We start from the raw sequence: 25,821 nt of genomic DNA on the forward strand, positions 1-25,821 counted from the left end.
GTCGAACTCCTTGGGTGGTGGGCGGGTGCCCGTGGTGAAGCGATGGTGCAGCGATCCTACTCAACGAATCCTCGCCGGGAATTCAAATTTTCGTGAGAAGTATTACAACGCCAACAAAAAGGCCGCTGTCGCGAGGACAGCGGCCACCCTGGAGTCGAATCCGGTGTTGCAGTGCAGTATCAGATATCGCCGGCGCTGGAGGTCTCGTCGCGCTTCTGGCGCGGCGGCAGCGGCTGCTCGCCGTGCACCAGGAACCACACGTTCTCGGCGATGTTGGTGGCGTGGTCGCCCACGCGCTCCAGGTTCTTGGCCATGAACAGCAGGTGGGTGCACGGGGTGATGTTGCGCGGGTCTTCCATCATGTAGGTCAGCAGCTCGCGGAACAGCGCGGTGTACTGCGCATCCAGGCGGGCGTCGTCCTCGCGCAGTTCCAGCGCGGCATCGGCATCGTTGTCGCGGTAGGCGGCGATGGCGCGGCGGACCTGCTGTGCGGCCAGACGGCCCAGGGCACGCAGGCCCTGGATCTGCGGCAGCGGCGGCACCTTGCCCAGTGCGATGGAGCGCTTGGCGACGTTGGCCGCGTAGTCGCCGATGCGTTCGATGTCGGCTGGAATGCGCAGGCCGGCGAGGATCTCGCGCAGGTCGCGTGCCATCGGGCCACGCAGCGCCAGGCGCATCACGTCGTGGCTGATCTGCTGTTCCAGCGCATCGATCGCTTCATCGTTGGCGATGATGCGATGGGCGGCGTTCTCGTCGCGCTTCTCGATGACGTCCATCGACGCCTCCAGCTGGGCGACGGCCATCTCGCCCATGCGCACGATTTCGGCCACCAGGCGCTGCTGCTCTTCGTCGTAGCTTTTGACGATGTGGTCGTTGGGAAGGTTCATGTTCTGCAATCCAGGTAGAGCCAGGCCGCGCCTGGCTGGGACATGTGGCGAAGCGTCAGCGCCGATCAGCCAAAGCGACCGGTGATGTAATCCTCGGTCTGCTGCTTGGACGGCTGCGAGAAGATCACGTCGGTGCGGTCGTGCTCGATCAGGTCGCCCAGGTACATGAAGGCGGTGTAATCGGACACGCGTGCGGCCTGCTGCATGTTGTGGGTGACGATCACGATGGTGTACTCGTGCTTCAGTTCTTCCACCAGCTGCTCGATGCGGCTGGTGGAGATCGGGTCCAGCGCCGAGGTCGGCTCGTCCAGCAGCAGCACCGACGGGCGCAGGGCCACGGCACGGGCGATGCACAGACGCTGCTGCTGGCCACCAGACAGGCCCAGCGCGCTCTGGTTGAGCTTGTCCTTCACTTCGTCCCACAGTGCGCCCTGGCGCAGTGCGTGCTCGACACGGTCGGCCATGTCCGCCTTGGACAGTTTTTCGTGGTGGCGGATGCCGTAGGCCACGTTCTCGAAGATGGTCATCGGGAACGGCACCGGCTTCTGGAACACCATGCCGACCTTGCTGCGCAGGCGGTTCATCGGGTACTTCGGCGACAGGATGTTCTCGCCGTCGAGGATCACTTCACCGCGCGCTTCCAGCTTCGGATACAGCGCGTAGATGCGGTTGAAGATGCGCAGCAGGGTCGACTTGCCGCAACCGGAGGGACCGATCAGCGCGGTCACGCGCTTTTCCGGGATCTCCAGGTTGATGCCCTTCAGGGCGTGGAACTTGTCGTAGTAGAAGTCCAGTCCACGCGCGGCGAGCTTGACCGGTGCCGGAGCGTGCAGGTTCTCGTGCGAGGCCGGCACCACGATGCGCTGCATCGGCACGGCGTTGGAAAGGTCGTTCATGGCGGTATCCACGGAAAGGTCAGTCATGGGAGATACGGTTGCGCAGCAGGATGCCGCGCGCAGAGAGGCTGACCAGCAGCACGAACACGGTCAGCACCAGCGCGCCGGCCCAGGCCAGCACCTGCCAGGATTCATACGGGCTGCCGGCGAACTGGTTCATCACCACCGGTACCGAGGCCATCGGCTGGAACACGTTGCTGTTCCAGTACTGGTTGCCGAAGGCGGTGAACAGCAGCGGTGCGGTCTCGCCGGAAATGCGTGCCAGTGCCAGCAGGATGCCGGTGATGATGCCGGCCGACGCACTGCGGTACAGCACCTGCACGATCACCTTCCACTGCGGGATGCCCAGCGACAGGGCGGCTTCGCGCATCTGCGAAGGCACCAGGCGCAGCATCTCGTCGGTGGTACGCACCACCACCGGCAGCACGATGAAGGCCAGCGACAGCGCACCTGCGAAGGCGGAGAAGCTGCCGCCGGTCTGCATCACGTACAGGGTGTAGACGAACAGGCCCAGCACGATGGACGGCGCCGACAGCAGGATGTCGTTGACGAAGCGGACCACGGTGCCGGCCTTGCGGGCGTTGCCGTACTCGGCCAGCCAGGTGCCGGCGAGCACACCCAGCGGGGTGCCGATGCCGATCGCCAGCGCACACATCACCGCACTGCCGAAGAAGGCGTTGGCCAGACCGCCTTCCTGCATCGGCGGCGGCGTCATCTTGGTGAACAGATCCAGGTTGATGCCGGCCAGGCCCTTGGAGGCCAGGGTGAACAGGATCCAGCCGAGGAAGAACAGGCCGAACAGCGCAGTGACGCAGGACATCGCGATGGCGATGACATTGCCGATGCGGCGGCGCAGGTACAGGGAGTCAGCGGTGCTGGACATCAGTTGCCCTCCTTGCGGGACAGGCGCATCAGCATCAGGCGGGCGATGGCGAGCACCACGAAGGTGACGATGAAGAGGACGAAGCCGAGCAGCAGCAACGCCGAGCGGTAGGTTTCAGTGGCTTCGCCGAAGTCGTTGGCGATCAGCGCGGCGATGGTGGTGCCCGGTTCCAGCAGCGACGGCGACAGGCGCACGCTGTTGCCGATCACGAAGGCCACCGCCATCGTCTCGCCCAGTGCGCGGCCGAGGCCGAGGAACACGCCACCGATCACCGCCGAGCGGGTGTAGGGCAGCACGATGTCCCAGCTCACTTCCCACTTGGTGGAACCCAGCGCGTAGGCCGATTCCTTCAGGCGGGTCGGCACGGTCAGGAACACTTCGCGCATCACCGAGGAGATGAAGGGGATGACCATGATCGCCAGCACGAAGCCGGCGGTGAGCATGCCGATGCCCAGCGGCGGGCCCTGGAACACCGGGCCGATGATCGGCCATTCGCCCAAGGTTTCGTTGAGGAACGGGGTGACGTACTCGGTCATCACCGGCACCAGCACGAACAGGCCCCACATGCCGTAGATGATCGAGGGAATGCCCGCCAGCAGTTCGATGGCGGTACCGACCGGGCCCCGCAGCCAGCGCGGTGCCACTTCGGTGAGGAAGAAGGCGATGCCGAAGCTGACCGGCACGGCGATGACCATCGCGATCAGCGCGGTGACCAGGGTGCCGTAGATCGGGGCGAGGGCGCCGAACTTGTTTTCGACCGGATTCCAGTCGGAAGAGAAGAAGAAGCTCAGGCCCTGCATCTGCAGGGCATGGCGACCACCCCACAGCATCGACAGTGCGGCGCAGGCCAGTGCGATCAGGACGAAGATGACGGTGCCGACCAGCACCCATCGGAACAGTTTGTCGTTGCGGGCATCACGCGTATCACGCGTGGACGGGGCGGCTACAGGCTGGGCGATGGCATTCATGGGGACGGCAGGGCCAGGAAGGGGCGGGGCAGCACGATGTTCAGGAGACGGTGCCCGCACGTGGCGGGCACCGTCGGGTCCATCACTTCAGTTCGGTCGCCCAGTAGGCTTCGATCTGCTTGACCAGCTCGGCCGGCAGCGGCACGTAGTGCAGTTCGTTGGCCTGGGTCTGGCCGCTTTCGAAAGCCCACTTGAAGAAGGCCAGTGCATCCTGGTTGCGCTTGGCATCCTTCGGCTTCTTCTGCATCAGCATGAAGTTGGTGGCAGTGATCGGCCACGCCTGCTCGCCCGGTGCGTTGGTGATGACCAGGTTGAAGTCCTTGGCGCTGGCCCAGTCGGCGCTGGCAGCAGCGGCGGCGAAGGTTTCAGCGTTCGGCTGCACCCAGGTGCCGGCGGCGTTCTGCAGCGAGGCGTACGGCATCGCGTTCTGCAGGGCGTAGGCCAGTTCGACGTAGCCGATCGAACCCTTGATCTGCTTCACGTACGAGGCGACGCCTTCATTGCCCTTGCCACCCACGCCGTCCGGCCATTGCACCGAGGTGCCTTCGCCGACCTTGCTCTTCCACTCCGGGCTGACCTTGGACAGGTAGTTGGAGAAGTTGAAGGTGGTGCCCGAACCGTCCGAACGGTGGACGATGGTGATCTTGCCGTCCGGCAGGGTCACGCCCGGGTTGGCGGCGACGATGGCCGGGTCGTTCCAGGTCTTGACCTTGCCCAGGAAGATGTCGGCGAGCAGGGCGCCACTGAGGCGCAGCTTGCCGGCTTCCAGGCCGTCGATGTTGACCACCGGCACCACGCCGCCGATGGCCGACGGGAACTGGGCCAGGCCGGCCTGGGCCAGCTCGTCGCTGCTCAGCGGCTTGTCGGACGAACCGAAATCAACGGTACCGGCCTTGATCTGGGCGATGCCACCACCGGAACCGATCGACTGGTAGTTGATCTTGGCGCCGGTGGCGGTGTTGTAGTCGGCCGACCACTTGGACACCAGCGGGAAGATGAAGGAGGCGCCAGCACCGGAGACCTCAGCGGTCACCTTGTCGCCGGCAGCGGCCGGAGCAGCGGCGCCGTCAGCGGCCGGCTGCTGTGCGGCCTGCTTGTCGCCACCGCAGGCAGACAAGCCCAGGGCGATGGCCAGGGAAAGGGCGGCAAGGCTGGCCGAGTGCAGTTTCATGGTCACTCCATAGCGGGGTAGAGCCGACGGTGTCGGCGGATGCGGCTATGAAATGATGTTTTTGTTACAACCGTATGACGTCCATGACAGAGGTGTCCTGGATCACGTTCTGGCAAGGGTTTCGGGGGATTCACGGTTGGCCGCCGGGCCGGCTGACGGCGCCAACTGCGCGTCTGCGCGGTTCCCGGGCCGTTGCTCTTGCTCCTGCTCCTGCCTTCCATGACCCCACCGTGCCCCCGATGGACTGTCGGAAGGCGGTGGGCCGGGCTGCGCAGGACCGTCCACGGCATGGATGCCGTGGCCGAGCCCCCACGGACGGGTTCACGGCGTGTCCTGTGCAGCCCGGCCCATCGCCGCAACAACACATCAACGCAGGCGCAGCGCCTTTCACGACCAACCGCACAAAAAAGAAGAGCGCCAGACCCCGAAGGATCCAGCGCCCGGTGGGGCCGGCGGGGGAGAGAGGACCCGCCGACCCCGTTCCTGCGGGGGAACGCCTTGCAACGAAACTCAGTACTTCAGGTTCTGCGTCCAGTAGGTCTCGATCTGGCGCACCAGTGCGTCCGGCAGCGGCACGTAGTCCAGCTGCTTGGCCTGCGCATCGCCATTCCTGTAGACCCAGCGGAAGAACTCCTGGGTGGCCTTGGCGCCAGCCACGTTCTTCGGCTGCTTGCGCACCAGGATGAAGTTGGTGGCGGTGATCGGCCATGCGTCAGCGCCCGGGGCGTTGGTCATCACCAGGTAGAAGTCACGGGCGTTGGCCCAGTCGGCGCTGGCCGCGGCGGCCGAGAACGAGGCGTCCGACGGCTGCACGATCTTGCCAGCCGCGTTCTTCATCGCCGCGTAGGACATCTTGTTCTGCAGCGCGTAGGACAGTTCGACGTAGCCGATGCCGCCCTTGATCTGCTTCACGTAGGCAGCAACGCCTTCGTTGCCCTTGCCGCCGATGCCGGCCGGCCACTGCACCGAGGTGCCTTCACCGACCTTGCTCTTCCACTCCGGGCTGACCTTGGACAGGTAGTTGACGAAGTTGAAGGTGGTGCCCGAGCCGTCCGAACGATGGACAATGGTGATCTTGCCGCTGGGCAGGGTCAGGCCGCTGTTGAGGGCGGCGATGGCCGGGTCGTTCCAGGTGGTGATCTTGCCCAGGAAGATGTTGGCCAGGGTCGGACCGTCCAGCTTCAGCGCGCCCGGGGCGACGCCCGCGACGTTGATCACCGGCACCACGCCGCCGATCACCGACGGGAACTGGGCCAGGCCGGCGGCAGCCAGCTCTTCCGGCTTCAGCGGCGCATCGGACGAACCGAAGTCCACGGTCGCGGCCTTGATCTGGGCGATACCACCGCCGGAACCGATCGACTGGTAGTTGACCTTCTTGCCGGTGGCGGTGCTGTAGTCGGCCGACCACTTGGACATCACCGGGTAGATGAACGAAGCGCCCGCGCCGGTGACATCGGCGGCGTTGGCGGCGAACACGGACGACGCGGCCAGAATGGCGACGGCGGCGCGCGACTTGAAGGCGTGGATCACGGGAGAGACTCCTGGGGTGGTCGAGGGGCGGCTGCCCGACGTTTCGGTGCACATTCCATAACGGTTCCATGACACGCCCGCGTCTGTCATATGACGCGGACGTGACAGCCGTCATGGCGGTGCTCCGGCCTCCCTTTCAGAGCCCGCGCAACGCCTCCGGAACGGCATAGCGGCCGTCGCTGGGCAGCAGTGTCCAGCGCTGCGCAGGAGCCGTCGTGTCGGTTGCATGGCAGTCATCACCCGCAGCGACGCTGATCGTATCGGTGCGCTTTTCGCGCACCAGGATCGGTGCCAGGCCAGGGCGAGTGCTACTGCCCATTTCCAGCGTGCGCTCGAAGCGGCTGAACTCGCCGGCGCAGCGCGTATCCCATTCGCCGCGACTGCCGCTGACGGCCAGCGGGGCAAGCACCCGGCGCAGCTGTCGGCCATTGCGCACGAACAACTGCAGTTCGGTCTGTGCGAACGGGTTGGGGCCTGAGCTGCCGCTGTAGTCCATGCGCACGCCAAACGCGCGGGTGGCCGGATCCAGTTGCCAGCGTGCGGTGTCCAGGCTGAGTCCGGTGAAGCGCAGCGCATCGCTGCTGACCGCATCGGCCACGCGGGTCCAGGCCAGCGGCTGGCCACTGGCGGTGTCGATCAGCAGCAGGTCCAGGTCGCCACCGCGCACGTCTTCCGAGGCGGGCTCGGTCCATTGCGCGACGGCCAGCAGGGTCGTGCCGGGTTGTGCGGGCCACGCACGGCAGGCGCTGCTGTCGGCATCGGTGAAGCGTGCCGTCACTGGCAAGGCGCCAGCCGGCAACTGCCGATACGCGGCCTCGCGCACGGCCTCTGCATCGTCACAGGCGAGCGCGGTGACGGGCAGCGCGGTGAGCAGGGCAGCGCACAGCAGGCGGCGCAGGCGGAGGGAAGGGGGCATCCCGAAGGTCCATGTCGACAGGGCAGGGCATCATCGCGCGCCTACCGCCTGCCCACAACGACGAAGGCACGGCCGGAGCCGTGCCTTCGTTCGAACGCGTGCTTCCGGTCTTACCAGAAGAACTGCGCGCGGGCTTCCAGGATGTTCGGATCGTCGTTGACGAAGCCACGGGCGGTCGAGCTGTACTTCTTGCTGTCGACCATCACGTAGTTGAGCATCAGCTTGAAGTTCGAGCGCCAGTACCAGTTGGCGCCGACGGTCCAGATGTCCATCTTGCCGCCGAGCACGCCATCGACGATCGGCGGACGGCCGGCCACCGGGTTGGCGGCGAGGTTGCCGTCGTTCAGATCCATGTGGTCATAGCGCACGCCCAGCTGCCACTGGCCACCGGCCGGGTTGTTCGGCAGGCCGGTGCCCGGGGTGCCGCCCTTGTAGCTCCAGGTTTCGCCGGTGACGTTCCACACGCCGCTGACGTAGTAGCCGTCACTGGTGTAGTTGTCGTTGGCCATGCGCTTGGCCTTGCTGGTGTAGTACTCGGCCTGGGCCTTGAACGGACCCTGGAAGTACATCGCTTCGGCACCGATGGTGCTTACCCGGTCGGTGTCGACCAGGTTGCCGCTGTCGACCAGGCGCGCGGTGGCCAGGTCAGCGTTCGGGCGGGCACGCACGCGCAGGGTGTCTGCGTCGGTGTCGTAGTTCACGTAGCTCAGGCCGAAGTGCAGGACCTGGCCCTTCTCGTTGATCGGGGCCCAGGTACCACGTGCGCCGTAGCCGCTGCCGTGGGCCAGGTTGCGGGTCAGTTCGCGGCCGAAGGCGCTGGCGGTGACCGACCAGTTGTCCTGGCCGTAGCTGTACGCGCCGCCGAGGCGACGGGCGATGGCATAGGTGTTGGTGACCGCAGCCTTGGAGATGAAGTCGTTGTTCTTGGTGCTGGACAGCTCTTCCAGGCTGTTGGGCTGCTTGAACTGGCCGACCTGGATGAAGTGGTTGGCGTTGCCCAGCAGCTTGTACTTCACGTTGGTGTCGAGGAACTTGTCGGCCTTGGCGTCATAGCCGACCACCCACTCCACGTTGCCCGGGCCCTTGCCCTTCAGCACCAGCTCGGCGCGACGCAGTTCGAACTCGCTGTTCTTGCCGTTGCCGGCGTCACCGCCGTTGAGGTCCACGACGTCATTGTCGTACCAGTTGCCGTCGGCCTGGACCAGGCCTTCGAAGGTGATTTCCGAACCGCCGATCACATCGATGGCGACTTCGGCGTGGGCGGCCGGCACATACAGCGCAGCAGCCACGGCGACCGTCAGGAGTTGGTGATGCAGTTTCATGGAGAGGAGCCTTGCAGGCAGGTGGGAAGATGCGCGCAGGCTAAAACGTGAAGATTGCGTAAATGTGACAGTTCGCGCACGGCCGCGATCCGCCGCAGGCCCCGTCACGGCTGGGCCTGCCATTGAAACCGGTTACGTATGACGCCCGGATTGCGCCCCGGTTGCAGTAGATCCACGCCATGCGTGGATGGTTTTTCCGTGCATCCACGCCATGCGCGGATGCCGCCATCACTCGGCGAGGGTCTTGTCCTTGAACCGGCAAAGATCGGCAATCACGCACCCAGGGCAATCCGGTTTGCGTGCTTTGCACACGTACCGTCCGTGCAGGATCAGCCAGTGGTGCGCATCCAGCAGGAACTCGGCGGGAATCGCTTTGACCAATCGGTCTTCGACCTCGCGCACGTTCTTTCCTGGCGCAAGTCCAGTGCGGTTGGCGACACGGAAGATATGCGTGTCCACCGCCATCACCGGTTCGCCGAAGGCGGTGTTGAGCACCACGTTGGCAGTCTTGCGACCGACACCGGGCAGGGCCTCCAGTGCATTGCGGTCGCGTGGCACTTCGCCGCCGTGCTTCTCCAGCAGCAGCGCGCAGGTGGCGATCACGTTCTTCGCCTTTGCGTTGAACAGGCCGATGGTGGCGATGTACTTCTTCAGTCCCTCTTCGCCCAGGGCTAGGATCTTCGCCGGCGTGTTGGCAACCGGGAACAGGCGACGGGTGGCCTTGTTGACGCCGACGTCGGTGGCCTGCGCCGACAGTGCGACCGCCACCAGCAGTTCGAACGGCGAACTGTATTCAAGCTCGGTCTTCGGATGCGGGTTGAGTTCGCGCAGGCGGGTGAACATTTCCACCACGTCGGCACGCGGCATCGTACCGCCGCGGCGCGCAGGTGCGCGCGCGGTCTTCTTCGCGGTCGCCATTACTGCTCCTTGCCGGCGGCGCGGGCCTTGGCCCGGGCGAGGATGGCGGCCGCTGCGGCAGGCAGGGCGGGTTTTGCGGCCGGCGCCGGGGCGGGCGTGCGACGCGCATCACGCTCGGCCTCGCGTCGGGCCAGGCGCACCGCGCGTGCGCGGAAACGTTCGCGCGCGGCCCAGGCACGCTGCAGTTGCAGCTGCATCTGGCAGAGGCGGTCCGGCAGGTCTGGATGGTCGGGCAGCAGCCGGTCATCGCCAGCGCGCACGACGTAGTCCATCAGTCCAGCCTGCAGCGCGCCATCGGGATCGTCTGCCTGGACCCGGGCGAACAGCAGCACGGGGTTGGGTCGGGATGCCATGGCGTCAGCGGTTCTGGAAAGCGGGGGGACGGCGCTGCAGGAAGGCGTTGGTGCCTTCGCGCATGTCTTCAGTGGCGAACAGCAGGCCGAACTGCGCACTTTCATATTCCAGGCCGGCGTCCAGGCTGCATTCGCCACCCACGTGCACCGCATCGAGCAGGCCACGCAGCGCCAGCGGCGCCGACTGTGCCAGCTGCCGGGCCAGGGCCTGCACGCGGGCGTCGAGCTCGGCGGCAGGCACCACTTCGTTGACGATGCCCAGGGCCAGCGCGCGTGCGGCATCGATCGGGGTGCCCAGCAGGCACAGCTCCAGCGTGGCCGCGCGTCCACACAGGCGCAGCAGGCGCTGGCTGCCGCCGAAGCCGGGAATCAGGCCGAGATTGATCTCCGGCTGGCCGACCTTGGCGGAATCGGCCGCAATGCGCAGGTGGCAGGCCATGGCCAGCTCCAGCCCGCCGCCCAGCGCAAAACCGTTCACGCGGGCGATCACCGGCTTGGGCATGCGTTCGATGCGGCGCATCAGCGCCTGGCCGAGCAGGGAGAAGTCACGTCCCTGAACCGCGCTCAATGTGTTCATTTCCGCGATGTCGGCCCCCGCCACGAAGGCCTTGGGGCCGGCGCCGGTCAGCACCACCACCCGTACCGCCGGATCGGCGGCGGCGTCGCTGAACGCCTCGGCCAGAGCCTGCAGGGTCGCGGCATTGAGGGCGTTGAGCTTGTCCGGTCGCTGCACGGTAATGGTGCGGATGGCGCCGTCGTCGCTGATGGCGACCGGGTGGGGAGCGGGGGCCTCGGCCACGGGAAACTCCTGGAACGTTAAAAAAAAGTGAGATTGAACTCTGTAAACGCAGACAGGTCATAGCCTGCGTGGTGAGTAGCGGTTACACGTTGTGGCCGTTATCCTAACCCGTCGCCTCAGGGCGGCGCAGAACGTCCCTGAGTTACCACCCCTGGAGAACTGTTTGATGAAGTTGCGTTCTATCGCGGTCGCCGTCGCGGCCCTGGCCCTGACGGGCAATGCCTTCGCCCAGGACATCGCGTCCGAGAAGGGCAAGCTGAGCTACTACTTCGGTTACGACTACGGCAACAACCTGGCGGAGCTGACTGGTCGCGGTGAGCAGCTGGACATCAACTCGGTGGTGAAGGGTCTGCAGGACGCCTACGCCAAGAAGCAGCCGGCGATCACCGCCGAGCAGCTGAAGCCGGCCGTTGAAGCGTTCCAGAAGCGCGAGCAGGGCCGTGCCCAGGCCGCCAAGGCCGAGTACGAAAAGGCTGCTGCCGACAACAAGACCAAGAGCGATCAGTTCATGGCGCAGAACAAGGCAAAGGCGGGCGTGCAGACCCTGCCGAGCGGCGTTCAGTACCGTGTGATCGAAGCCGGCAAGGGTGCCAAGCCGACCCAGGCCAGCACCGTGCAGCTGGAAGTGGCCGGTCCGTTCCCGTACGGCCAGCGCCCGACCGAGGCTCGTCCGGCCCAGCAGATTCCGTCGATCAAGGTCAGCGAAGTCGAAATGAAGGCCATGCGCGAGACCCTGCTGCAGATGCCGGCTGGCTCGAAGTGGGAAGTGTCCCTGCCGCCGGATCAGGCCTATGGCGCCGACCCGCGCACCCCGTTCCCGCCGAACGTGGCTGTGCAGTTCGAGATCAAGCTGATCAGCGTCAAGTAAGAAGAAACAGCGTCAACATCAACGCGCCGGTGATTCCACCGGCGCGTTTTTGTTTCTGCGGTACGCAGCAGCCGTGCGGGCCCATCCCAAATCCGGCCCATTCGCGCTACTGTTGACCGGTGCAAATAATGGAAGAAACGGCGCGTGCTGTCGCAAGCCCCTGCATCAACGTGTGCAAGCTGGATCGCAACCGGCTGTGCGCCGGCTGCGGGCGGCATATCGACGAAATCGCACGGTGGTCGTCGATGAGCGACAGCGAGCGCACCCACATCCTGCAGCGCGTGCTGCCACTGCGCCAACAGCTGCAGCAGTCGCTGCGAGGCTCGTTGGCCGATCACGAGCGCCTGCTGCGCGCGCTGCATCCGCTGGCCGAGCCGCCGGCAGGTGACGGCTGGAACCGCAGTGAACTGGATGATCTGCTGCCCCCGGGCCCACCGGTCGAGGCGGCCGTGCTGGCCGGCATCGTCCCGCGCGCCAACGGTGCGCAGGTGATCCTGACCCGGCGTACCGAAACCCTGCGGCAACATGGTGGCCAGGTCGGTTTTCCCGGTGGCCGTACCGAGCCGGATGATCGTGATGCGCTGGCCGCAGCACTGCGCGAAAGCCAGGAAGAAATCGCATTGGCGCCGACGCAGGTGCAGGCACTGGGTTATCTCGATCCGTTCGTGACCATCACCGGCTACCGGGTCACCCCGGTGGTAGCGGTGATCGATCCGGATTTCGTGGCGGTACCGCAGCCCAGCGAAGTGGCCGAGGTGTTCGAAGTGCCGCTGGACTATCTGATGGCCGCCGACAACCTGCGCCAGGTCGAAATCAACCATCGCGGCCGCGTCCGCCATGTCCTCGAATACGGCTGGCCCGGCCAGCGCATCTGGGGCGCCACTGCGGCCATCCTGTACAACCTGCGTCGCCGCCTGGAGCAAGTGCAATGAAGCCGACCGATCCGCCGTGGACCACCCTCGTCGATGTTGCGACCCTGGCTGCGGTGCTGGGCGATGGGGTACGCGTGGTCGATGCCCGCGCGACCGCAAGCACTGCCGTACGCGTGGTCGATGCACGTGCATCGCTCGCCGATCCGCAGGCGGGCAATGGCCTCTATGCGCAGGGACACATTCCCGGTGCGGTGCATGCCGATCTCAACCGCGACCTGTCCGACCTGACGCGGGTCGGACATGGGCGCCACCCGTTGCCGGACAGCGATGCGTTCGCCACACGGCTGGGGCAATGGGGCATCGGCCCCGACACGCAGGTGGTGGTGTATGACGGCAGCGATGGCAGCATGGCCGCCGCGCGCCTGTGGTGGCTGCTGCGCCTGATCGGGCACACGAAGGTGGCTGTCCTTGATGGCGGCATCGCTGCCTGGCAGACCGCCGGCCAGCCGCTGGCGACCGGCAGCAGCGAGGTCGCGGCGTTGCCCGCATATCCGGGGCGTTTCGATACCAGCCAGATTGCCAGCGCTGAAGAGGTCGAGTCGCGCCTGAAGCATGCTCCGGGCTGGCTGGTCGACGCCCGCGCAGGCGAGCGTTTCCGTGGCGAGGTGGAGCCGCTGGACCCGGTCGCCGGCCATGTGCCGGGGGCAGTCAATCGACCGTTCGCATTGAACGTGCTGGACGGCCGACTGCGCGACGCACAGGAACTGCGCGCCGAACTGCAGGGCGTGATCGGCAACCAGGACCCGCAGCGCGTGGTCCTGATGTGTGGCTCGGGTGTGACCGCCTGCCATCTGCTGCTGGCGATGGAAAGTGCGGGCCTGTCCGGCGCACGCATCTATGCCGATTCCTGGAGTGGCTGGGTCAGCGACAGCAGCCGCCCGGTGGCTACCGGCGCCTGAGCGAAGCGGGCAGATCGATTTGACGTTCATCCACGCATGGCGTGGATCTACTGGCCACCGGTTCATATCCGGGGCAGAGCCCCCTGAGTCAGGGGGCGGCCGCGAAGCGGCGGGGGTGTGGGAGCTGGTAAGTGGGGCCCGCGGTTCGCGCAGCGAAGCGTGGGAGCGACAGCGCGTATGCGATGGCGTGTACCCAGGGCGCAGCCCTGCCGATCACCCCAGCGGCTGCAGCGGCACCTTGGCCAGGATCCGCGGCCACGGGAACAACGGGCCCGGATCGCGCTTGCGCGCCACGGTCACGGCAGGGTCGTCACTGGCAGGTACCTGCTCCAGGTCCAACTGGTCGTGGCCGGCGATCTGCCGCAGCGACGGGTACTGCAGCACCAGCGCCTGCAGCAACCGCTCCAACGCCAGCAACTGCGCTTCGGTATACGGCTCGTCCATTGCCTGATGGCGGCTGTCGAGCCAGTGCGGGTAGCGCCCCGAATTGACCAGTTCGATGCCCACCGAATCGGCATTCATGCCGCGCACGTGGTGGGCGATGCGCTCCGGCGCCACGTACTGCACCACGCTGCCGTCGCGGTCGATGTAGAAATGCCCGCTGTTGCCGGCACCGCTGTCGTACAGCACGCGCTCGCCGTACTCGCGGGCGGTGGCCAGGTCGGGCAGTTCGGTGCAGTGGATCACCACCATCGCCAGGCTGGATGGATCGCGCATGGGCAGGCGGTCGTGGTAGGGCAGCGGCTGCAGCTGCAGGCCGGGCAGGAGCGGGTTGGGCATGTGGCGATGCTAGCATTGCCGAATGAAACTGCCTTCCTTTCTGCTGTCGGTCCGCTCCGTGGGAGCGCACGCATGAGCCGCGGTCACTGCATCCTGTCGCACGGTTTCGAGAGCGGCCCGGAGGCGACCAAGGTCACCGCCCTGGCCGAGGTCGCCGAGCGCCTGGGCTGGACCCATGAGCGCCCCGATTACACCGACCTGGACGCGATGAGCGAGGTCAGCCGCGTTGGCGACGTGCGCACCCGCCTGCAGCGCCTGATCGAGCGCACGGCCGCTGCCGCCGCGCAGGGTCCGGTGGTGCTGGCCGGCTCCAGCCTGGGCGCCTACATCTCCGCCATTGCCTCGCTGCAGGTGCCGGTGGCCGGCCTGTTCCTGATGGTGCCGCCAACCACCATGGGCCCGATGCCGGCGTTGGATGCCGCGCCGGTGCCGACCACGGTGGTACAGGCGTGGCATGACGAGGTGGTGCCGGCCGCCGGGGTCATCGCCTGGGCGCAGGCGCGCTCGGCGCAGCTGCTGCTGGTGGACGACGGCCATCGCCTGGAAAACCACGTCGAGGCCTCCGCGCAGGCCTTTGAGCGCCTGCTGCGGCAGCTGTGAAGCCCGGGCGCACGGCGCGCCCGCCCGCATTGACTACAATGGCAGCCCCGCCGCCCCTGGCGCGGGCCTGCCGGCCGTGCCTACGGCCCTCCCTTCCGAATGGCCCGGCTCCCTGCCGTGCCTGACCACCTGCGAACCGATCCCGTGAAATTTTTTGTCTCCTGCGCCAAGGGCCTGGAATACCTGCTTGCCGATGAGCTGTCGGCCCTCGGCCTGGAAAAGGCCACTGCCACCATCGCCGGCGTCAATGCCGATGGCGAACTGGAGCAGGCGCTGCGGATCGTCATGTGGTCGCGGCTGGCCAGCCGCGTGCTGTGGCCGATCGACGAATTCGAATGCCCGGACGAGCAGGCGCTGTATGACGGCGTGCGTGCGCTGCCGTGGCACGAGCACATCAAGCCGGAGATGACCCTGGCGGTGGACGCGCATGTGTCCGGCGACAAGATCACCCATGCCCGTTTCGCCGCGCAGCGGATCAAGGACGCCATCGTCGACCGCATGCGTGACGAAGGGCTCGAACGCCCCTCGGTCAACACCGATCTGCCAGACGTGCGCGTCAACCTGTCGCTGCGCAAGGGCCGCGCCTCGCTGTCGATCGACCTTGGGGGTGGCCCGCTGCACCGCCGCGGCTGGCGTGGTGCAGCGCATGACGCGCCGTTGAAGGAAAACCTGGCTGCCGCGCTGCTGATGCGTGCGCAGTGGCCGCGCCTGCATGCTGCCGGTGGCGGCCTGCTGGATCCGATGTGCGGCAGCGGCACCCTGCTGATCGAAGGCGCGCTGATGGCCGCCGACGTCGCCCCCGGCCTGATGCGCCATGGCAGCCTGCCGCCGAGCCGCTGGCTGGGCTTCGACAAGGCGGCCTGGAAAACCATCCAGAGCGAAGCGCGTGATCGCGAAGCGGCCGGCCTGGCTGCGCTGAAGCCGGTCGTCCACGGCAGCGACATCGATCCGGTGGCGATCCAGGCGGCGCGCGAGAACGCGGAAGTGGCCGGCGTCGCCCATGCCATCCGCTTCACCCGCGCCGATGTGGCCGACCTGCCCACCCCGGAGCAGGAGATCGGCGCGGTGGTCTGCAACCCACCGTATGACGAACGCCTGGCGGCCGATCCGGCGCTGTACCGCAAGCTCGGCAATGCCCTGCAGAAGGCGGTGCCGCAGTGGCGTGCCAGCCTGCTGTGCGGCAATGACGAACTGGCCTTCGCCACCGGCCTGCGTGCCGGCAAGAAATACCAGATGTTCAATGGTGCACTGGAATGTGCACTGATCGTCTGTGATCCGATCGCGGTGCCGGGTCGCGATCCGGCACAGGTGCGCGAGCTGAGCGAAGGCGCGCAGATGGTGGCCAACCGCCTGCGCAAGAACCTGAAGAAGTTCAAGAGCTGGCGTGCCCGCGAGAACATCACCTGTTTCCGCGCCTACGACGCCGATCTGCCGGAGTACGCGGCCGCCATCGACGTCTACGAGGAAGACGGCGGCCAGCGCCGCACCTTCCTGCACGTGCAGGAATACGCTGCACCGGCCGCGATTCCCGAGAACGACGTGCGCCGCCGCCGCAATGAACTGCTGGCTGCTGCGCGCGAGGTGTTCGGCGTACCGCCGGAACAGGTGTCGATGAAGTCGCGCGAACGTGGCAAGGGCGGCAGCAAGTACGGCCGTTTCGAGCAGCGTGATGAGTTCCTCGTGGTACGCGAGAACAACGCGCTGCTGCAGGTGAACCTGTTCGATTACCTCGATACCGGCCTGTTCCTCGACCATCGCCCGCTGCGTCGCCTGATGGCCGAGCAGGCGCGCGGCAAGCGCTTCCTCAACCTGTTCTGCTACACCGGCGTGGCCAGTGTGCAGGCGGCGGTGGCCGGTGCGGCCAGCACCACCAGCGTCGACCTGTCGGCCACCTACCTGCAGTGGTGCTACGACAACCTGGCCTTGAACGGGCAGGGCGGCAATCAGCACCTGCTGGTGCAGGCCGATGCGATGGCATGGCTGGAAGGCGATCGCGGCCAGTACGACGTGATCTTCTGCGACCCGCCGACGTTCTCCAACTCGGCCCGCGCCGAGGACTTCGACGTGCAGCGCGAACAGGTAAAGATGCTGCGTGCGGCCGTCGCACGACTGGCACCGGGTGGCGTGCTGTACTTCTCCAACAACTTCCGCCGCTTCAAGCTGGAAGAGAACGCCATCGCCGAATTCGCCCAATGCCGCGAGATCAGCGCCAGCACGATCGGCCCGGATTTCGAGCGCAACGCACGCATCCATCGTGCGTGGGAGCTGAAGCGCCTGGCGTGACGCGTCGCCGGGCATGGCCCGGCGCTACCCATGTGCGCGCAGAACGGTAGCGCCGGGCCATGCCCGGCGAGCGTGGGTCCGGTAGATCCACGCCATGCGTGGATGCGGTCCGCCGCACGGGTTACAACAACGCCACCACCAGCCCGATAACCGGCAACCCGATCGCCAGCGGTGCGATCCATTTCGGCCGGTACGGATACAGCGCGAACGCCAGCACGATTCCACCCAGCGTAAGCGCGCCGAGCCACAGCACCGGGCCCATCGCCCAGCCCTGGTCGACCACGCACAGGGCGAACGCCACGGTCAGCAGCACCCAGCCCAGCACCCGCCATTGCGTGCGCCGTACCGGTGACGCCGCGGCCTTGCCGTGCAGTTCCTGCTGGTGCTTTTCCATCGCCAGCGACAGCGCGGTGAACGCTGTGAACGACAACCCCAGTACCAGCAGCATCATGCGCTGGCCTCCGCTTCCACTGCATCGGCCGGTGCCTTCGTCGCTGCAGCGGCCGCCGCGCGCTTCTTCTTCTCGGCGGCAGTCAGCGGTGGCGTCCAGCGCTGCATGCGCCAGCCGCACAGGGCCAGCATCGCGCCGAAGGCGATCATCGACAGGTCGAAACCGGCCAATGCCCAGTCACCGTTGAACAGGGTCACGCCCAGGTGTGCGTGGGTGGTCAGCGCGTTCACCAGCGGGATCAGCGCGAACGCGGCCGCGCCGATGTACAGCTGCCACGCCCACATCATCCGCTTGGGCCAGATGAAGGCCGCCAGCAGCGAGGCGCCCCACGCGTAGAAGAATACGTTCGCCTCGGCGTTGGAGCGCTCGGCCAGGCCCAGCGGCAGCAGCCGGTTGCCCCAGAAATAGGCGGCAAAGGCGATCGGCAGGCCGGCCACGGCGCCGATGTTCAGTGCATCGACCAGGCGCAGGCCGAAGCCGGTGCGGCCGCTCTTGGCATGCTTCGGGCGCTCCTTCACCGCCCACAGCACCACGCCGCTGGCCACCATCAGGCAGCCGGTCAGGCCGGACAGGAAGAACAGGGCGCGTACGCCCCAATCGGCGAAGCGTGCCAGGTGCAGGCCGTACAGCACGCCACGGGTGGCGGTGGCGCCACCGGAAGGCGGGGTTTCCTGCAGCAGCGCGCCACTGACCATGTCATAGCGCAGCGCGGGCGTATCGATGGACAAACGCTTGCCGTCACGCTGGCGGATGTCGATCACCGCATTGGCAGCACCGGGGTTGGCAACGCTGAAACCAGCGACCTCGGTTCCGTGCCAGTGCGTGCGGGCACTTTCCAGCAGCTGCCGCAACGGCAGCGGTGCGGCCTTGCCTTCGGCAGGCGCGGTGACTTCGGGCAGGCCACCGAAGGCCTCCGCGTAGAAGGCATCCTGATCGGTACCGTAGGCCGCGTTCACTCCCCACGGCAGGTACATGATCATCAACGTGACGATGCCGGTGTAGGTGATCATCGCGTGGTAGGGCAGGGCCATCACCGCGCTGACGTTGTGGAAGTCCAGCCACGAGCGCAGACCCTTGTCCTTCCGGAAGGTGAAGAAGTCCTTGAAGATCTTCTTGTGGGTGATCACGCCGGTGATGATCGCCACCAGCATGAACATCGCGCAGAAGCCCACCAGGTAGCGCGCCCACAGTACCGGGATGTAATGCAGGTCGAAGTGCAGGCGGTAGAAGAAGTCGCCGCCACGGGTCTCGCGGGCCTTCAGCTCGGTGCCGGTGTTGGGGTCCAGGGTGGCATCGCCGAAGGCGCCGCGGCGGCCCTTGCTCGGATCGGCCAGTGCCTCTGGCAACCGCCAGAACATCTGCATGGCCGGATTGCGTGGCTGCGGCAGGGTGACGAACCAGCTCTCGGCCTGGGGGGCATTGGCCAGCAGGTAGTCGGCCGCGCGCTGCGCCGCTTCGTCGGTGCTGACCGCGCTGCGCGGCAGTTCCGGGCGCATCCAGCGGCTGATTTCCTCGCGGTAGTAGCTGGCAGTGCCGGCCATGAAGATCAGCAGCAGCAGCCAGCCGACCAGCAGGCCGGTCCAGGTGTGCAGCCAGGCCATGGATTGGCGGAATCCATTCTTCATGCCCACGCTCCCAGCAGGCGCGAAATGCAGGCCATCAGCAGGGTGGGGGCGAGAATGCCGACCCAGGCGCGCAGCGCACTGCGGGTGGCGAACGCCCACAGCGCCGCACAGGCGGCGACCAGGATCGCCAGCAGCATGCCGGTCAATACGGCCTGGCCGCGCGCGCCCGGCAGGGCCAGCGCGCAGAACACGGTGGTCATCGAGGCAAGCGCGTAGCCGCCGAAGATGGCGGCCAGCGATCGGGACAGCACGCCCCATCGCGGGTTGGCGAAGATGGTGCTGAGGCGGGGGCTGGCGGTTGCGGGCGAGCGGTCCACGGCGGTCCTGCAGATTGAATGAAAGAGGACCGGCGCACCGAAGCGCGCCGGGGTTGGCCATCCGTGGCCGGGGCCGGTCGCAGAACCGGCCCATCCATCAGATCGTCAGAGCTTCCAGCGCAGCGTCATCATCACGTTGCGCGGTTCGCCCCAGTACACGCCGTCGTAGAAACCGACGCGGTTGTAGTACTTCTTGTCCAGCAGGTTGTTCACGTTCACCTGGGCGCTGAAGTTCTCGTTGAAGCGATAGCCGGCCGACAGGTTGAGCAGGTAGATGTCACCTTGTTCGATCGCCACGCGGTCGCGCTTGCCGCTGACCAGGAAGTCCTCGCGCGGCTTGTTGCTCAGGCTCCAGATGCCGCTCTGCCAGGTCGCGCCGCCACCGATCCAGAAGCGGCCTTCGGCACCACCCGGGCGCCAGCTGGCGTTGAGGCGGAACAGATCGACCGGAACGGTGGTGTTCTGGCGAACGCCCAGCGCATTGCGGCTGACGGTATGGGTGAACCCGGTCGACAGGTTCCAGTGCTCGCCCAGGCTGCCCTGTGCTTCGATTTCCCAGCCCTTCACCTTGTTGCCCTTGCCGGTGGAGCGGTAGGCACTGATGCCACCGGGCAACGAGTTTTCCGGCACCGAATCATCGAGCTCGGCGACGTTGTCCTTCTCGCCCTTGAACACCGCGACCGAGGTGTTGAGCAGGCCATCGAAGAACTCGGCCTTGAGCCCGGCTTCCCACATGTCACCGACGACCGGTTCGAGGTAGTTGTTGGCCTTGTCGCGGTAGTTCTGCGGCTGGAAGATGTCGGTGTAGCTGACGTAGCCGCTGAAGTAACGGTTGAAGTCGTAGATGAAGCCCGCGTACGGGGTGAGCGAGTCGTCCGGCTTGTAGCCACCGCGGGTGGTACCGGTCAGGCGGCCGGCGGCGTCGTGGGTGTAGTTCCAGCTGCGCGTTTCCCAGCTGCCGTAGCGGGCGCCGAGCACGGCGGTCAGCGGCTCGGCCAGCTGCAGGCGTGCGGCCAGGTAGGCGGCACGCTGGCGCAGTTCGTCTTCCGAGGCGAGATAGCCCAGGCGGGTGACCTGCAGCGGCGCGACGTCGCCGTTCCAGCTGCGCCAGTCTGGCACACGTTCGTAGTTGGCCGGATAAGCGGCGGTTTCACTCGCAGGCACTTCGCCCTTGCGCACCGACTGGCCGAAGCCGAACACCAGCTCGTGTTCGCGGCCGAACAACTGGAACGGACCGCCGACGTTGAAGTCGAACACCTGCATGTCGCCGTTTTCACCGAAGCTGCCGAAGAAGGCAGAGATGCCGCTGCCGTCGGCACGCGGGTAACCGGACGCGCCATACCAGACCGCGCCGTCGGTCTCGCGCTTGGAGCGGGTGTAGGCGAATTTCGCGGCCCAGCCATGGCCCAGCTGCTGTTCAAGGCGGGCGAAGGCGCTCTTTTCGATGATCGGCCAGCTGCTCCAGCGCGCCGACAGGTTGGTCGAGCGCGGCAGGTTGGCCGGCTTGCCATCGGCGCCCCAGTACGGCACCACGCCCCAGGTCACGCCCGTGGTGCGCGGCGACTGGTACTCATAGCCGGCTTCCAGCAGGGTGGTGTCGGTGATGTCGGCCTGGACGATGCCGTAGAAGACGTCCTTGTCCAGCTTGTACACATCGCGGAACGAATCGCTCTGCTGCTTGGCAGCGACCACGCGGGCGCGGATGCGGCCATCCAGGGCGATGGGACCGCCGAGGTCGGCTTCCAGGCGCTGGTTGCCCCAGCGGCCGAGCGTCAGGTTGGCGCTCATCTGGAACGTATCGGTGGGGCGCTTGCGGACGAAGTTGATGGTGCCCGACGGATCACCGGCACCGGTGGTCAGGCCGGTGGCACCACGCACCACTTCGATGCGGTCGTAGATCACGCTGTCGGTGTTGGTCTTGATGTAGCCACCGAAGGTGTTGAGCATGCCATCGACCTGGAAATTGGTGATGTTGTACCCGCGCGAAACGTAGTTGATGCGTTCGCTGTCGGTGACCGACACCGCTACGCCGGTGACCTGGCCCATCACATCGGACAGGGAGAACAGGCCCATGTCGTCCAGCCGCTGCCGGGTCACCACGGTCATCGACTGCGGGGTGTGGCGCAGTGACAGGCCGAGCTTGGTTGCGGTGCTGGCCCGCTTGACGGTGTAGCTGTCGGCAATGTCGCCATCGGCAGTGACCTGGACGGTGTCCAGGGTGCGCGCAGAGGGGTCGGCAGAACCTTCCTCAGCGTGTGCCAACGGTGCGATCAACAGTGCGGTCACGGCCAGGGCCAGCAGGGTTGGACGGGGAGTAGTCAGGAGCGATGCCATCGGTGCGATTCCATGCAGGACAAAAAACAGGCGATGGCAAACGCACCCATGGCAGCCATGCGCTCCGCGCACGTCGCCCAGCGTGATTCCCATCGACGGTGCGCCACCTGCGGCAGGCAGGCGACCCAGTGGTCGGGGGATGTACACGGGCGAAGGGGCGGGTGGGCGCGTGCTTCCGTGCCCCGCTTGGCTAAGCGTACAACCGATCAGTAAATGATAGGCATTCGCATTTCGTTAAGCAAGCGTGACAGCCTCGGTCATCCACGCATGGCGTGGATCTACTGGCCAGGGCTCCGGAATCTCAGCCTAGAACCGGAACAGCACCGTGGCGGCATGCAGCAGCAGGCCGATCAGGCCGCCCACCAGGGTGCCGTTGAAGCGGATGAACTGCAGGTCGCGGCCCACGCTCAGTTCCAGCTGCTCGACCAGGTGGCGCTCGTCCCAGCTCTTCACGGTCTGCGCGATATGGGTGGTGACGCCCTCGCGCAGGCGCCCGGTGAGGCGCTGTGCGCCTTCCAGCAGGTGCTGGTTCAATGCCTCGCGCAACGCCGGGTCCGATTGCAGGCTGTCACCCAGCGAGGCCAGGCTGCGCTGCAGATGACCGACCAGGGCCGAATCCTCACGCTGCAGATCGCCGCGCAGGCTGGCATGGATGCGCGACCACAGGCCCTGTACGTACTCCTGCAGGGCAGGGTGGTCGATCATTTCCTGCTTGAGCTGCTCGATGCGCTCGGCCAGCGCCGGGTCTTCGCGCAGGCGCTGCACGTAGTTGCCCAGCCATTGTTCGTAATCCTGGCGCAGCGGATGCTGCGGCTCGGCCAGCACCTGCTGCAGTTCTTCCAGCACCGCCCGGGCCAGGCGTTCGGCAAGGTTGTCGCCGATCTCATCAATCGGCTTGATCCAGTTCACCGTGCTCGACAGTGTCGGCCATTCACGCTGGATGTAGCGCACGATCAGCTGCGAAGCGCGTTCCTTCACTTCCGGCTGTTCCAGCCAACGCCCCAACCGTTGCAGGCCTTCGTCCAGCACCCGCTGGTGGCGGCCATCGGCGGTCAGCAGGCCCAGCAGTTCGCCGGCGGTGGCCGCGGCATTCCACTGCCGCAGCTGCTGCACCACGAAGCTGTGCAGCTGCCGCCGCACCGCAGCTTCATCGAAGAAGTCCAGCGCCTGCAGTGCCCAGCCACGGGCCATGTCGGCCAGCATCCGTGACCGCGCGGGATCGGCCAGCCAGCTGCCGAGGCGGCTGGCCGGGTCGAACACCTGCAGCTTGGCCAGCAGCACCGTCGGTTCCAGGAACTGGTCGCGCACGAACAGGGCCAGGCTGTCGCCGATGCGTTCCTTGCTGCGCGGAATGATCGCCGTATGCGGAATCGGCAGGCCCATCGGCCGCCGGAACAGGGCGACTACCGCGAACCAGTCCGCGAGTGCGCCGACGGCGGCAGCCTCGCAGAAGGCCGAGACCCAGGCCCAGATGCCGCGCTCACCCTGCCAGTGGCTGACCGCGAAGCCGGCCAGCATAAACAGCAACAGGCCAAGGGCGAGGGCTTTCAGGCGCCGCAGCTGAGCGCGGCGCGGATCGATGGCAGACGTCATGCCTGAAGTCTACCCGCAGGCCGGTGACGCCTACCTGTAGAGCCGAGCCCATGCTCGGCTGCTCTTTGCCGCGCGCAAGGCAGCCGAGCATGGGCTCGGCTCTACAGCGGCGTGACGCGATCGGTTACAGCGCTTCCAGCTGCTTGCGCAGGTGGGCCAGCTGTGCGCGCAGGGTGTCGTTCTCGCGGGTCAGGTTCACCACGCGACGGCGCAGCGCCGGGGCATCCTCGCCCAGCTGCTCCAGCGCAGCCAGTACCTCGGCATCGCGGCTGGCGATCTCATCCTCGTTGGCTTCTTCGAAGTCCATTTCCGGCGACTCCGTTTCCGGCTTCGGCGCGCGCGGCTTGCGCTTGGATTCACGCACACGCTTTGCAGCCTGCTTCAGCTCATCCTTGCCACCGGCGGCAGCGGCGCGCTGCTCTTCTTCCGGCAGGTCAGCCACGGCAGCAGCGGCGCTGATCGAGATCATGCCGGCCTTCACCGCTTCCACCACCTCGGCGGCGGCCTGGGCGTGGATGCGCTCGATCATGCCGACCTGGCTGGTGCTCAGCTTGGCTTCGCGGGCCAGTTCGGCACGGCTGATCTTCGGCGCCGGTTCCCACGGCGGGCTGTCCTCGCCGGCCTCGTCGGCAGGCTCGGCGGTGCCATCACTTTCCCGCTGCAGCTGCGCCTGCTCGACCTGCTTGCGCGCGGACAGGATGTCGCGCTTGCGCAGGGCCAGCACGCCGCGCTGGAAATCGGAGACGCTGCGCCGGCCCAGGTGCTGCTCGATCATCCACAGGTGCACGTCTTCCATGCTCTGGAAGCGGGTGTTCTGCACGGTATTGAACGGCAGGCCATGCTTCTGGCAGATGCCGTAACGGTTGTGTCCATCCACCAGCACCTCGCCCCACAGCACCAGCGCATCGCGGCAGCCTTCGGCGAGGATGCTGCGCTCCAGCGCCTCGTGTTCGTCCGCGGTGAGCGGGTCGATGTAGGCCTTGAGTTCTTCTTTGACGACGATGTTCATGGGCACGGCAACGGGCAGGAGCGGAACCGACCATTGTACCCGCTCGCCACCACCGTCCCGACCTCAGGCGGTGGCCCGGATCATCTCGCCCAGGGTGCCGGTGATCTGGTCGATCTGTGCCTTGTCCACGATCAGCGGCGGTGACAACGCGATGATGTCGCCGGTACAGCGCACCAGCAGGCGCCCGTCATGGAAGCAGCGGCGGAACACCTCGTAGCCACGGCTGCCGGGGGCGTCCTTGCGCGGCGCCAGCTCCACCGCACCGACCAGGCCGAAGTTGCGGATGTCGATCACGTTCGGCAGCCCCTGCAGGGCATGCAGGCGCTCCTGCCAGTACTCGCCCAGTTCGATCGCACGCTCGAACAGGCGTTCCTCGGCGTAGACGTCCAGCGTGGCCAGCGCCGCCGCGCAGGCCAAGGGGTGGCCCGAATAGGTATAGCCATGGAACAGCTCGATGGCCTGTGGCGGACCCTGCATGAAGCTGGCATGCACGCTGTCGCCGACCAGCACGCCACCCAGCGGCACCGCGCCGTTGCTGGCGCCCTTGGCAAAGGTCAGCAGATCCGGGGTGACCCCGAAACGCTGTGCGGCGAATGCCATGCCGACCCGGCCGAACCCGGTGATGACTTCATCGAACACCAGCAGGATGCCGTGCTGGTCGCAGATCTCGCGCAGGCGCTGCAGATACCCCGGTGCCGGCAGGATCACACCGGCCGACCCAGCAATGGGCTCGACGAACACGGCGGCAATGGTGGAGGGATCGTGCAGGGCGATCAGCCGTTCCAGATCGTCGGCCAGCTCGGCCCCCTGGCGCGGCAGGCCCTTGCTGAAGGCATTGCGTGACAGGTCCAGCGTATGCCGCAGGTAGTCCACGCCGCCCAGCTGCAGGCCGAACTGGCGGCGGTTGTTGGGCAGCCCGCCCAAGGCCATGCCGCCGAAGCCGACCCCGTGGTAGGCCTTCTCGCGGCTGATGAAACGCGTGCGTTGGCCTTCGCCACGCAGGCGGTGGTGGGCCAGCACGATCTTCATCGCCGAATCCACTGCCTCCGAGCCCGAGCTGGTGAAGAACACGTGGTTCAGCCCGGCCGGAGCCAGCGCCGCCAGTCGCTGCGCCAGGGCGAAGGCCGGCGGCGAACCCATCTGGAAGGCGGGCGAGTAATCGAGCGTGGCGGCCTGCTCGGCGATCGCGTCGACGATGCGCCGGCGCGCATGCCCTGCATTGCAGCACCACAGGCCAGCGGTGCCATCAAGGATGGCGCGCCCATCCACGTCTTCGTAGTGCATGCCCTCGGCGCGCACCAGCATGCGCGGCGCGCCCTTGTACTGGCGGTTGGCAGTGAACGGCATCCAGTACGCGTCCAGTGAATCGGGGCGCTGGGTGGCCAGGTCGTGCAGGTCGCTTGCAGGGGTTTTCATGCCGGCTCCATCGGGTCCGATGGTTGTGACTCTAGCGCAGCTGCGTCACGGATCTGTCGGCGGGCACGGCC

The 25,821-nt window shown here is 66.7% G+C and carries 24 protein-coding genes; 5 read left to right on the plus strand and 19 right to left on the minus strand.

The features are described from left to right. Positions 1–179: 179 nt before the first annotated feature. The 11 genes from phoU to HFK18_RS02815 all read right to left on the minus strand — a co-directional run bounded on the left by phoU (position 180) and on the right by HFK18_RS02815 (position 10,643). A complete protein-coding gene (gene phoU / locus HFK18_RS02765) occupies positions 180–887 on the minus strand; it encodes a phosphate signaling complex protein PhoU (RefSeq protein ID WP_049465163.1) in 708 nt (235 codons plus the stop codon). A gap of 65 nt (positions 888–952) precedes the next feature. Further along, positions 953–1,783 carry a phosphate ABC transporter ATP-binding protein PstB gene (pstB, locus tag HFK18_RS02770; RefSeq protein WP_180164217.1) on the minus strand — a complete coding sequence of 277 codons (831 nt, stop codon included), beginning with the start codon at positions 1,781–1,783 and terminating at the stop codon, positions 953–955. A 19-nt stretch (positions 1,784–1,802) separates the two neighbouring features. Continuing rightward, positions 1,803–2,666 (minus strand): phosphate ABC transporter permease PstA, encoded by an 864-nt coding sequence (gene pstA, locus HFK18_RS02775; protein WP_180164219.1) that lies wholly within the window; start codon positions 2,664–2,666, stop codon positions 1,803–1,805. Next, positions 2,666–3,634 carry a phosphate ABC transporter permease subunit PstC gene (pstC, locus tag HFK18_RS02780; RefSeq protein WP_025875378.1) on the minus strand — a complete coding sequence of 323 codons (969 nt, stop codon included), beginning with the start codon at positions 3,632–3,634 and terminating at the stop codon, positions 2,666–2,668. Before pstC ends, pstA begins: the two co-directional genes overlap by 1 nt. Before the next feature lie 82 nt (positions 3,635–3,716). After that, positions 3,717–4,805 carry a phosphate ABC transporter substrate-binding protein PstS gene (pstS, locus tag HFK18_RS02785; RefSeq protein WP_180164220.1) on the minus strand — a complete coding sequence of 363 codons (1,089 nt, stop codon included), beginning with the start codon at positions 4,803–4,805 and terminating at the stop codon, positions 3,717–3,719. Positions 4,806–5,315: 510 nt separating this feature from the next. Then, complete coding sequence (gene pstS, locus HFK18_RS02790; protein ID WP_180164222.1) at positions 5,316–6,335, minus strand: phosphate ABC transporter substrate-binding protein PstS; 1,020 nt, start codon at positions 6,333–6,335, stop codon at positions 5,316–5,318. Positions 6,336–6,471: 136 nt separating this feature from the next. After that, positions 6,472–7,251, minus strand: coding sequence for a hypothetical protein (locus HFK18_RS02795; protein WP_180164224.1), 780 nt, complete (start codon positions 7,249–7,251; stop codon positions 6,472–6,474). A gap of 110 nt (positions 7,252–7,361) precedes the next feature. After that, positions 7,362–8,573, minus strand: coding sequence for an OprO/OprP family phosphate-selective porin (locus tag HFK18_RS02800; RefSeq protein WP_180164226.1), 1,212 nt, complete (start codon positions 8,571–8,573; stop codon positions 7,362–7,364). Between the two features lie 228 nt (positions 8,574–8,801). Then, positions 8,802–9,491 (minus strand): endonuclease III, encoded by a 690-nt coding sequence (gene nth, locus HFK18_RS02805; protein ID WP_180164228.1) that lies wholly within the window; start codon positions 9,489–9,491, stop codon positions 8,802–8,804. Further along, a complete protein-coding gene (locus HFK18_RS02810; RefSeq protein ID WP_180164230.1) occupies positions 9,491–9,844 on the minus strand; it encodes a hypothetical protein in 354 nt (117 codons plus the stop codon). Before HFK18_RS02810 ends, nth begins: the two co-directional genes overlap by 1 nt. A gap of 4 nt (positions 9,845–9,848) precedes the next feature. Next, the gene (locus HFK18_RS02815) at positions 9,849–10,643 is read right to left on the minus strand and encodes an enoyl-CoA hydratase-related protein (protein WP_180164232.1); all 795 of its coding nucleotides are present in this window, start codon (positions 10,641–10,643) and stop codon (positions 9,849–9,851) included. A 166-nt stretch (positions 10,644–10,809) separates the two neighbouring features. On the opposite strand from HFK18_RS02815, the gene HFK18_RS02820 reads away from it, so the two are divergent. The 3 genes from HFK18_RS02820 to HFK18_RS02830 all read left to right on the plus strand — a co-directional run bounded on the left by HFK18_RS02820 (position 10,810) and on the right by HFK18_RS02830 (position 13,342). Continuing rightward, the gene (locus tag HFK18_RS02820) at positions 10,810–11,511 is read left to right on the plus strand and encodes an FKBP-type peptidyl-prolyl cis-trans isomerase N-terminal domain-containing protein (RefSeq protein WP_089239934.1); all 702 of its coding nucleotides are present in this window, start codon (positions 10,810–10,812) and stop codon (positions 11,509–11,511) included. 128 nt (positions 11,512–11,639) lie between these two features. Then, positions 11,640–12,443, plus strand: a complete 804-nt coding sequence (locus tag HFK18_RS02825; RefSeq protein WP_100464395.1) for a CoA pyrophosphatase — start codon at positions 11,640–11,642, stop codon at positions 12,441–12,443. Continuing rightward, entirely contained in the window at positions 12,440–13,342 is a 903-nt protein-coding gene (locus HFK18_RS02830; RefSeq protein ID WP_180164234.1) for a sulfurtransferase, read from the plus strand. The genes HFK18_RS02825 and HFK18_RS02830 overlap by 4 nt, the downstream gene beginning before the upstream one ends. 213 nt (positions 13,343–13,555) lie before the next feature. On the opposite strand, the gene HFK18_RS02835 is transcribed toward HFK18_RS02830, so the two are convergent. Continuing rightward, positions 13,556–14,122 (minus strand): N-acetylmuramoyl-L-alanine amidase, encoded by a 567-nt coding sequence (locus HFK18_RS02835; RefSeq protein ID WP_180164236.1) that lies wholly within the window; start codon positions 14,120–14,122, stop codon positions 13,556–13,558. Between the two features lie 72 nt (positions 14,123–14,194). Here HFK18_RS02835 and HFK18_RS02840 point away from each other — a divergent pair, with 72 nt between their 5' ends. Beyond that, a complete protein-coding gene (locus HFK18_RS02840; protein ID WP_180164238.1) occupies positions 14,195–14,722 on the plus strand; it encodes a hypothetical protein in 528 nt (175 codons plus the stop codon). 144 nt (positions 14,723–14,866) lie between these two features. Next, positions 14,867–17,005, plus strand: coding sequence for a bifunctional 23S rRNA (guanine(2069)-N(7))-methyltransferase RlmK/23S rRNA (guanine(2445)-N(2))-methyltransferase RlmL (rlmKL, locus tag HFK18_RS02845; protein WP_180164240.1), 2,139 nt, complete (start codon positions 14,867–14,869; stop codon positions 17,003–17,005). Between the two features lie 121 nt (positions 17,006–17,126). On the opposite strand, the gene HFK18_RS02850 is transcribed toward rlmKL, so the two are convergent. The 7 genes from HFK18_RS02850 to HFK18_RS02880 form a co-directional block, all read right to left on the minus strand. Beyond that, positions 17,127–17,456, minus strand: a complete 330-nt coding sequence (locus HFK18_RS02850) for a DUF3325 domain-containing protein (RefSeq protein WP_180164242.1) — start codon at positions 17,454–17,456, stop codon at positions 17,127–17,129. Beyond that, positions 17,453–19,081, minus strand: coding sequence for a PepSY-associated TM helix domain-containing protein (locus tag HFK18_RS02855; protein ID WP_180164244.1), 1,629 nt, complete (start codon positions 19,079–19,081; stop codon positions 17,453–17,455). Before HFK18_RS02855 ends, HFK18_RS02850 begins: the two co-directional genes overlap by 4 nt. Then, positions 19,078–19,398, minus strand: a complete 321-nt coding sequence (locus HFK18_RS21635) for a DUF3649 domain-containing protein (protein WP_180164246.1) — start codon at positions 19,396–19,398, stop codon at positions 19,078–19,080. The genes HFK18_RS02855 and HFK18_RS21635 overlap by 4 nt, the downstream gene beginning before the upstream one ends. Positions 19,399–19,503: 105 nt before the next feature. Next, entirely contained in the window at positions 19,504–21,732 is a 2,229-nt protein-coding gene (locus HFK18_RS02865) for a TonB-dependent siderophore receptor (RefSeq protein WP_180164248.1), read from the minus strand. Positions 21,733–22,038: 306 nt separating this feature from the next. Next, the gene (locus HFK18_RS02870) at positions 22,039–23,325 is read right to left on the minus strand and encodes a DUF445 family protein (protein ID WP_180164250.1); all 1,287 of its coding nucleotides are present in this window, start codon (positions 23,323–23,325) and stop codon (positions 22,039–22,041) included. A 124-nt stretch (positions 23,326–23,449) separates the two neighbouring features. Continuing rightward, positions 23,450–24,334: a plasmid replication/partition related protein gene (locus HFK18_RS02875; RefSeq protein WP_099819997.1), complete on the minus strand. Its 885-nt coding sequence runs from the start codon at positions 24,332–24,334 to the stop codon at positions 23,450–23,452. Positions 24,335–24,397: 63 nt separating this feature from the next. Further along, positions 24,398–25,750: an aspartate aminotransferase family protein gene (locus HFK18_RS02880; RefSeq protein WP_176021199.1), complete on the minus strand. Its 1,353-nt coding sequence runs from the start codon at positions 25,748–25,750 to the stop codon at positions 24,398–24,400. Between the last annotated feature and the right edge of the window lie 71 nt (positions 25,751–25,821).

Origin of the sequence: Stenotrophomonas sp. SbOxS2 (assembly GCF_013416715.1) — a bacterium.
Taxonomy (GTDB): domain Bacteria; phylum Pseudomonadota; class Gammaproteobacteria; order Xanthomonadales; family Xanthomonadaceae; genus Stenotrophomonas; species Stenotrophomonas lactitubi.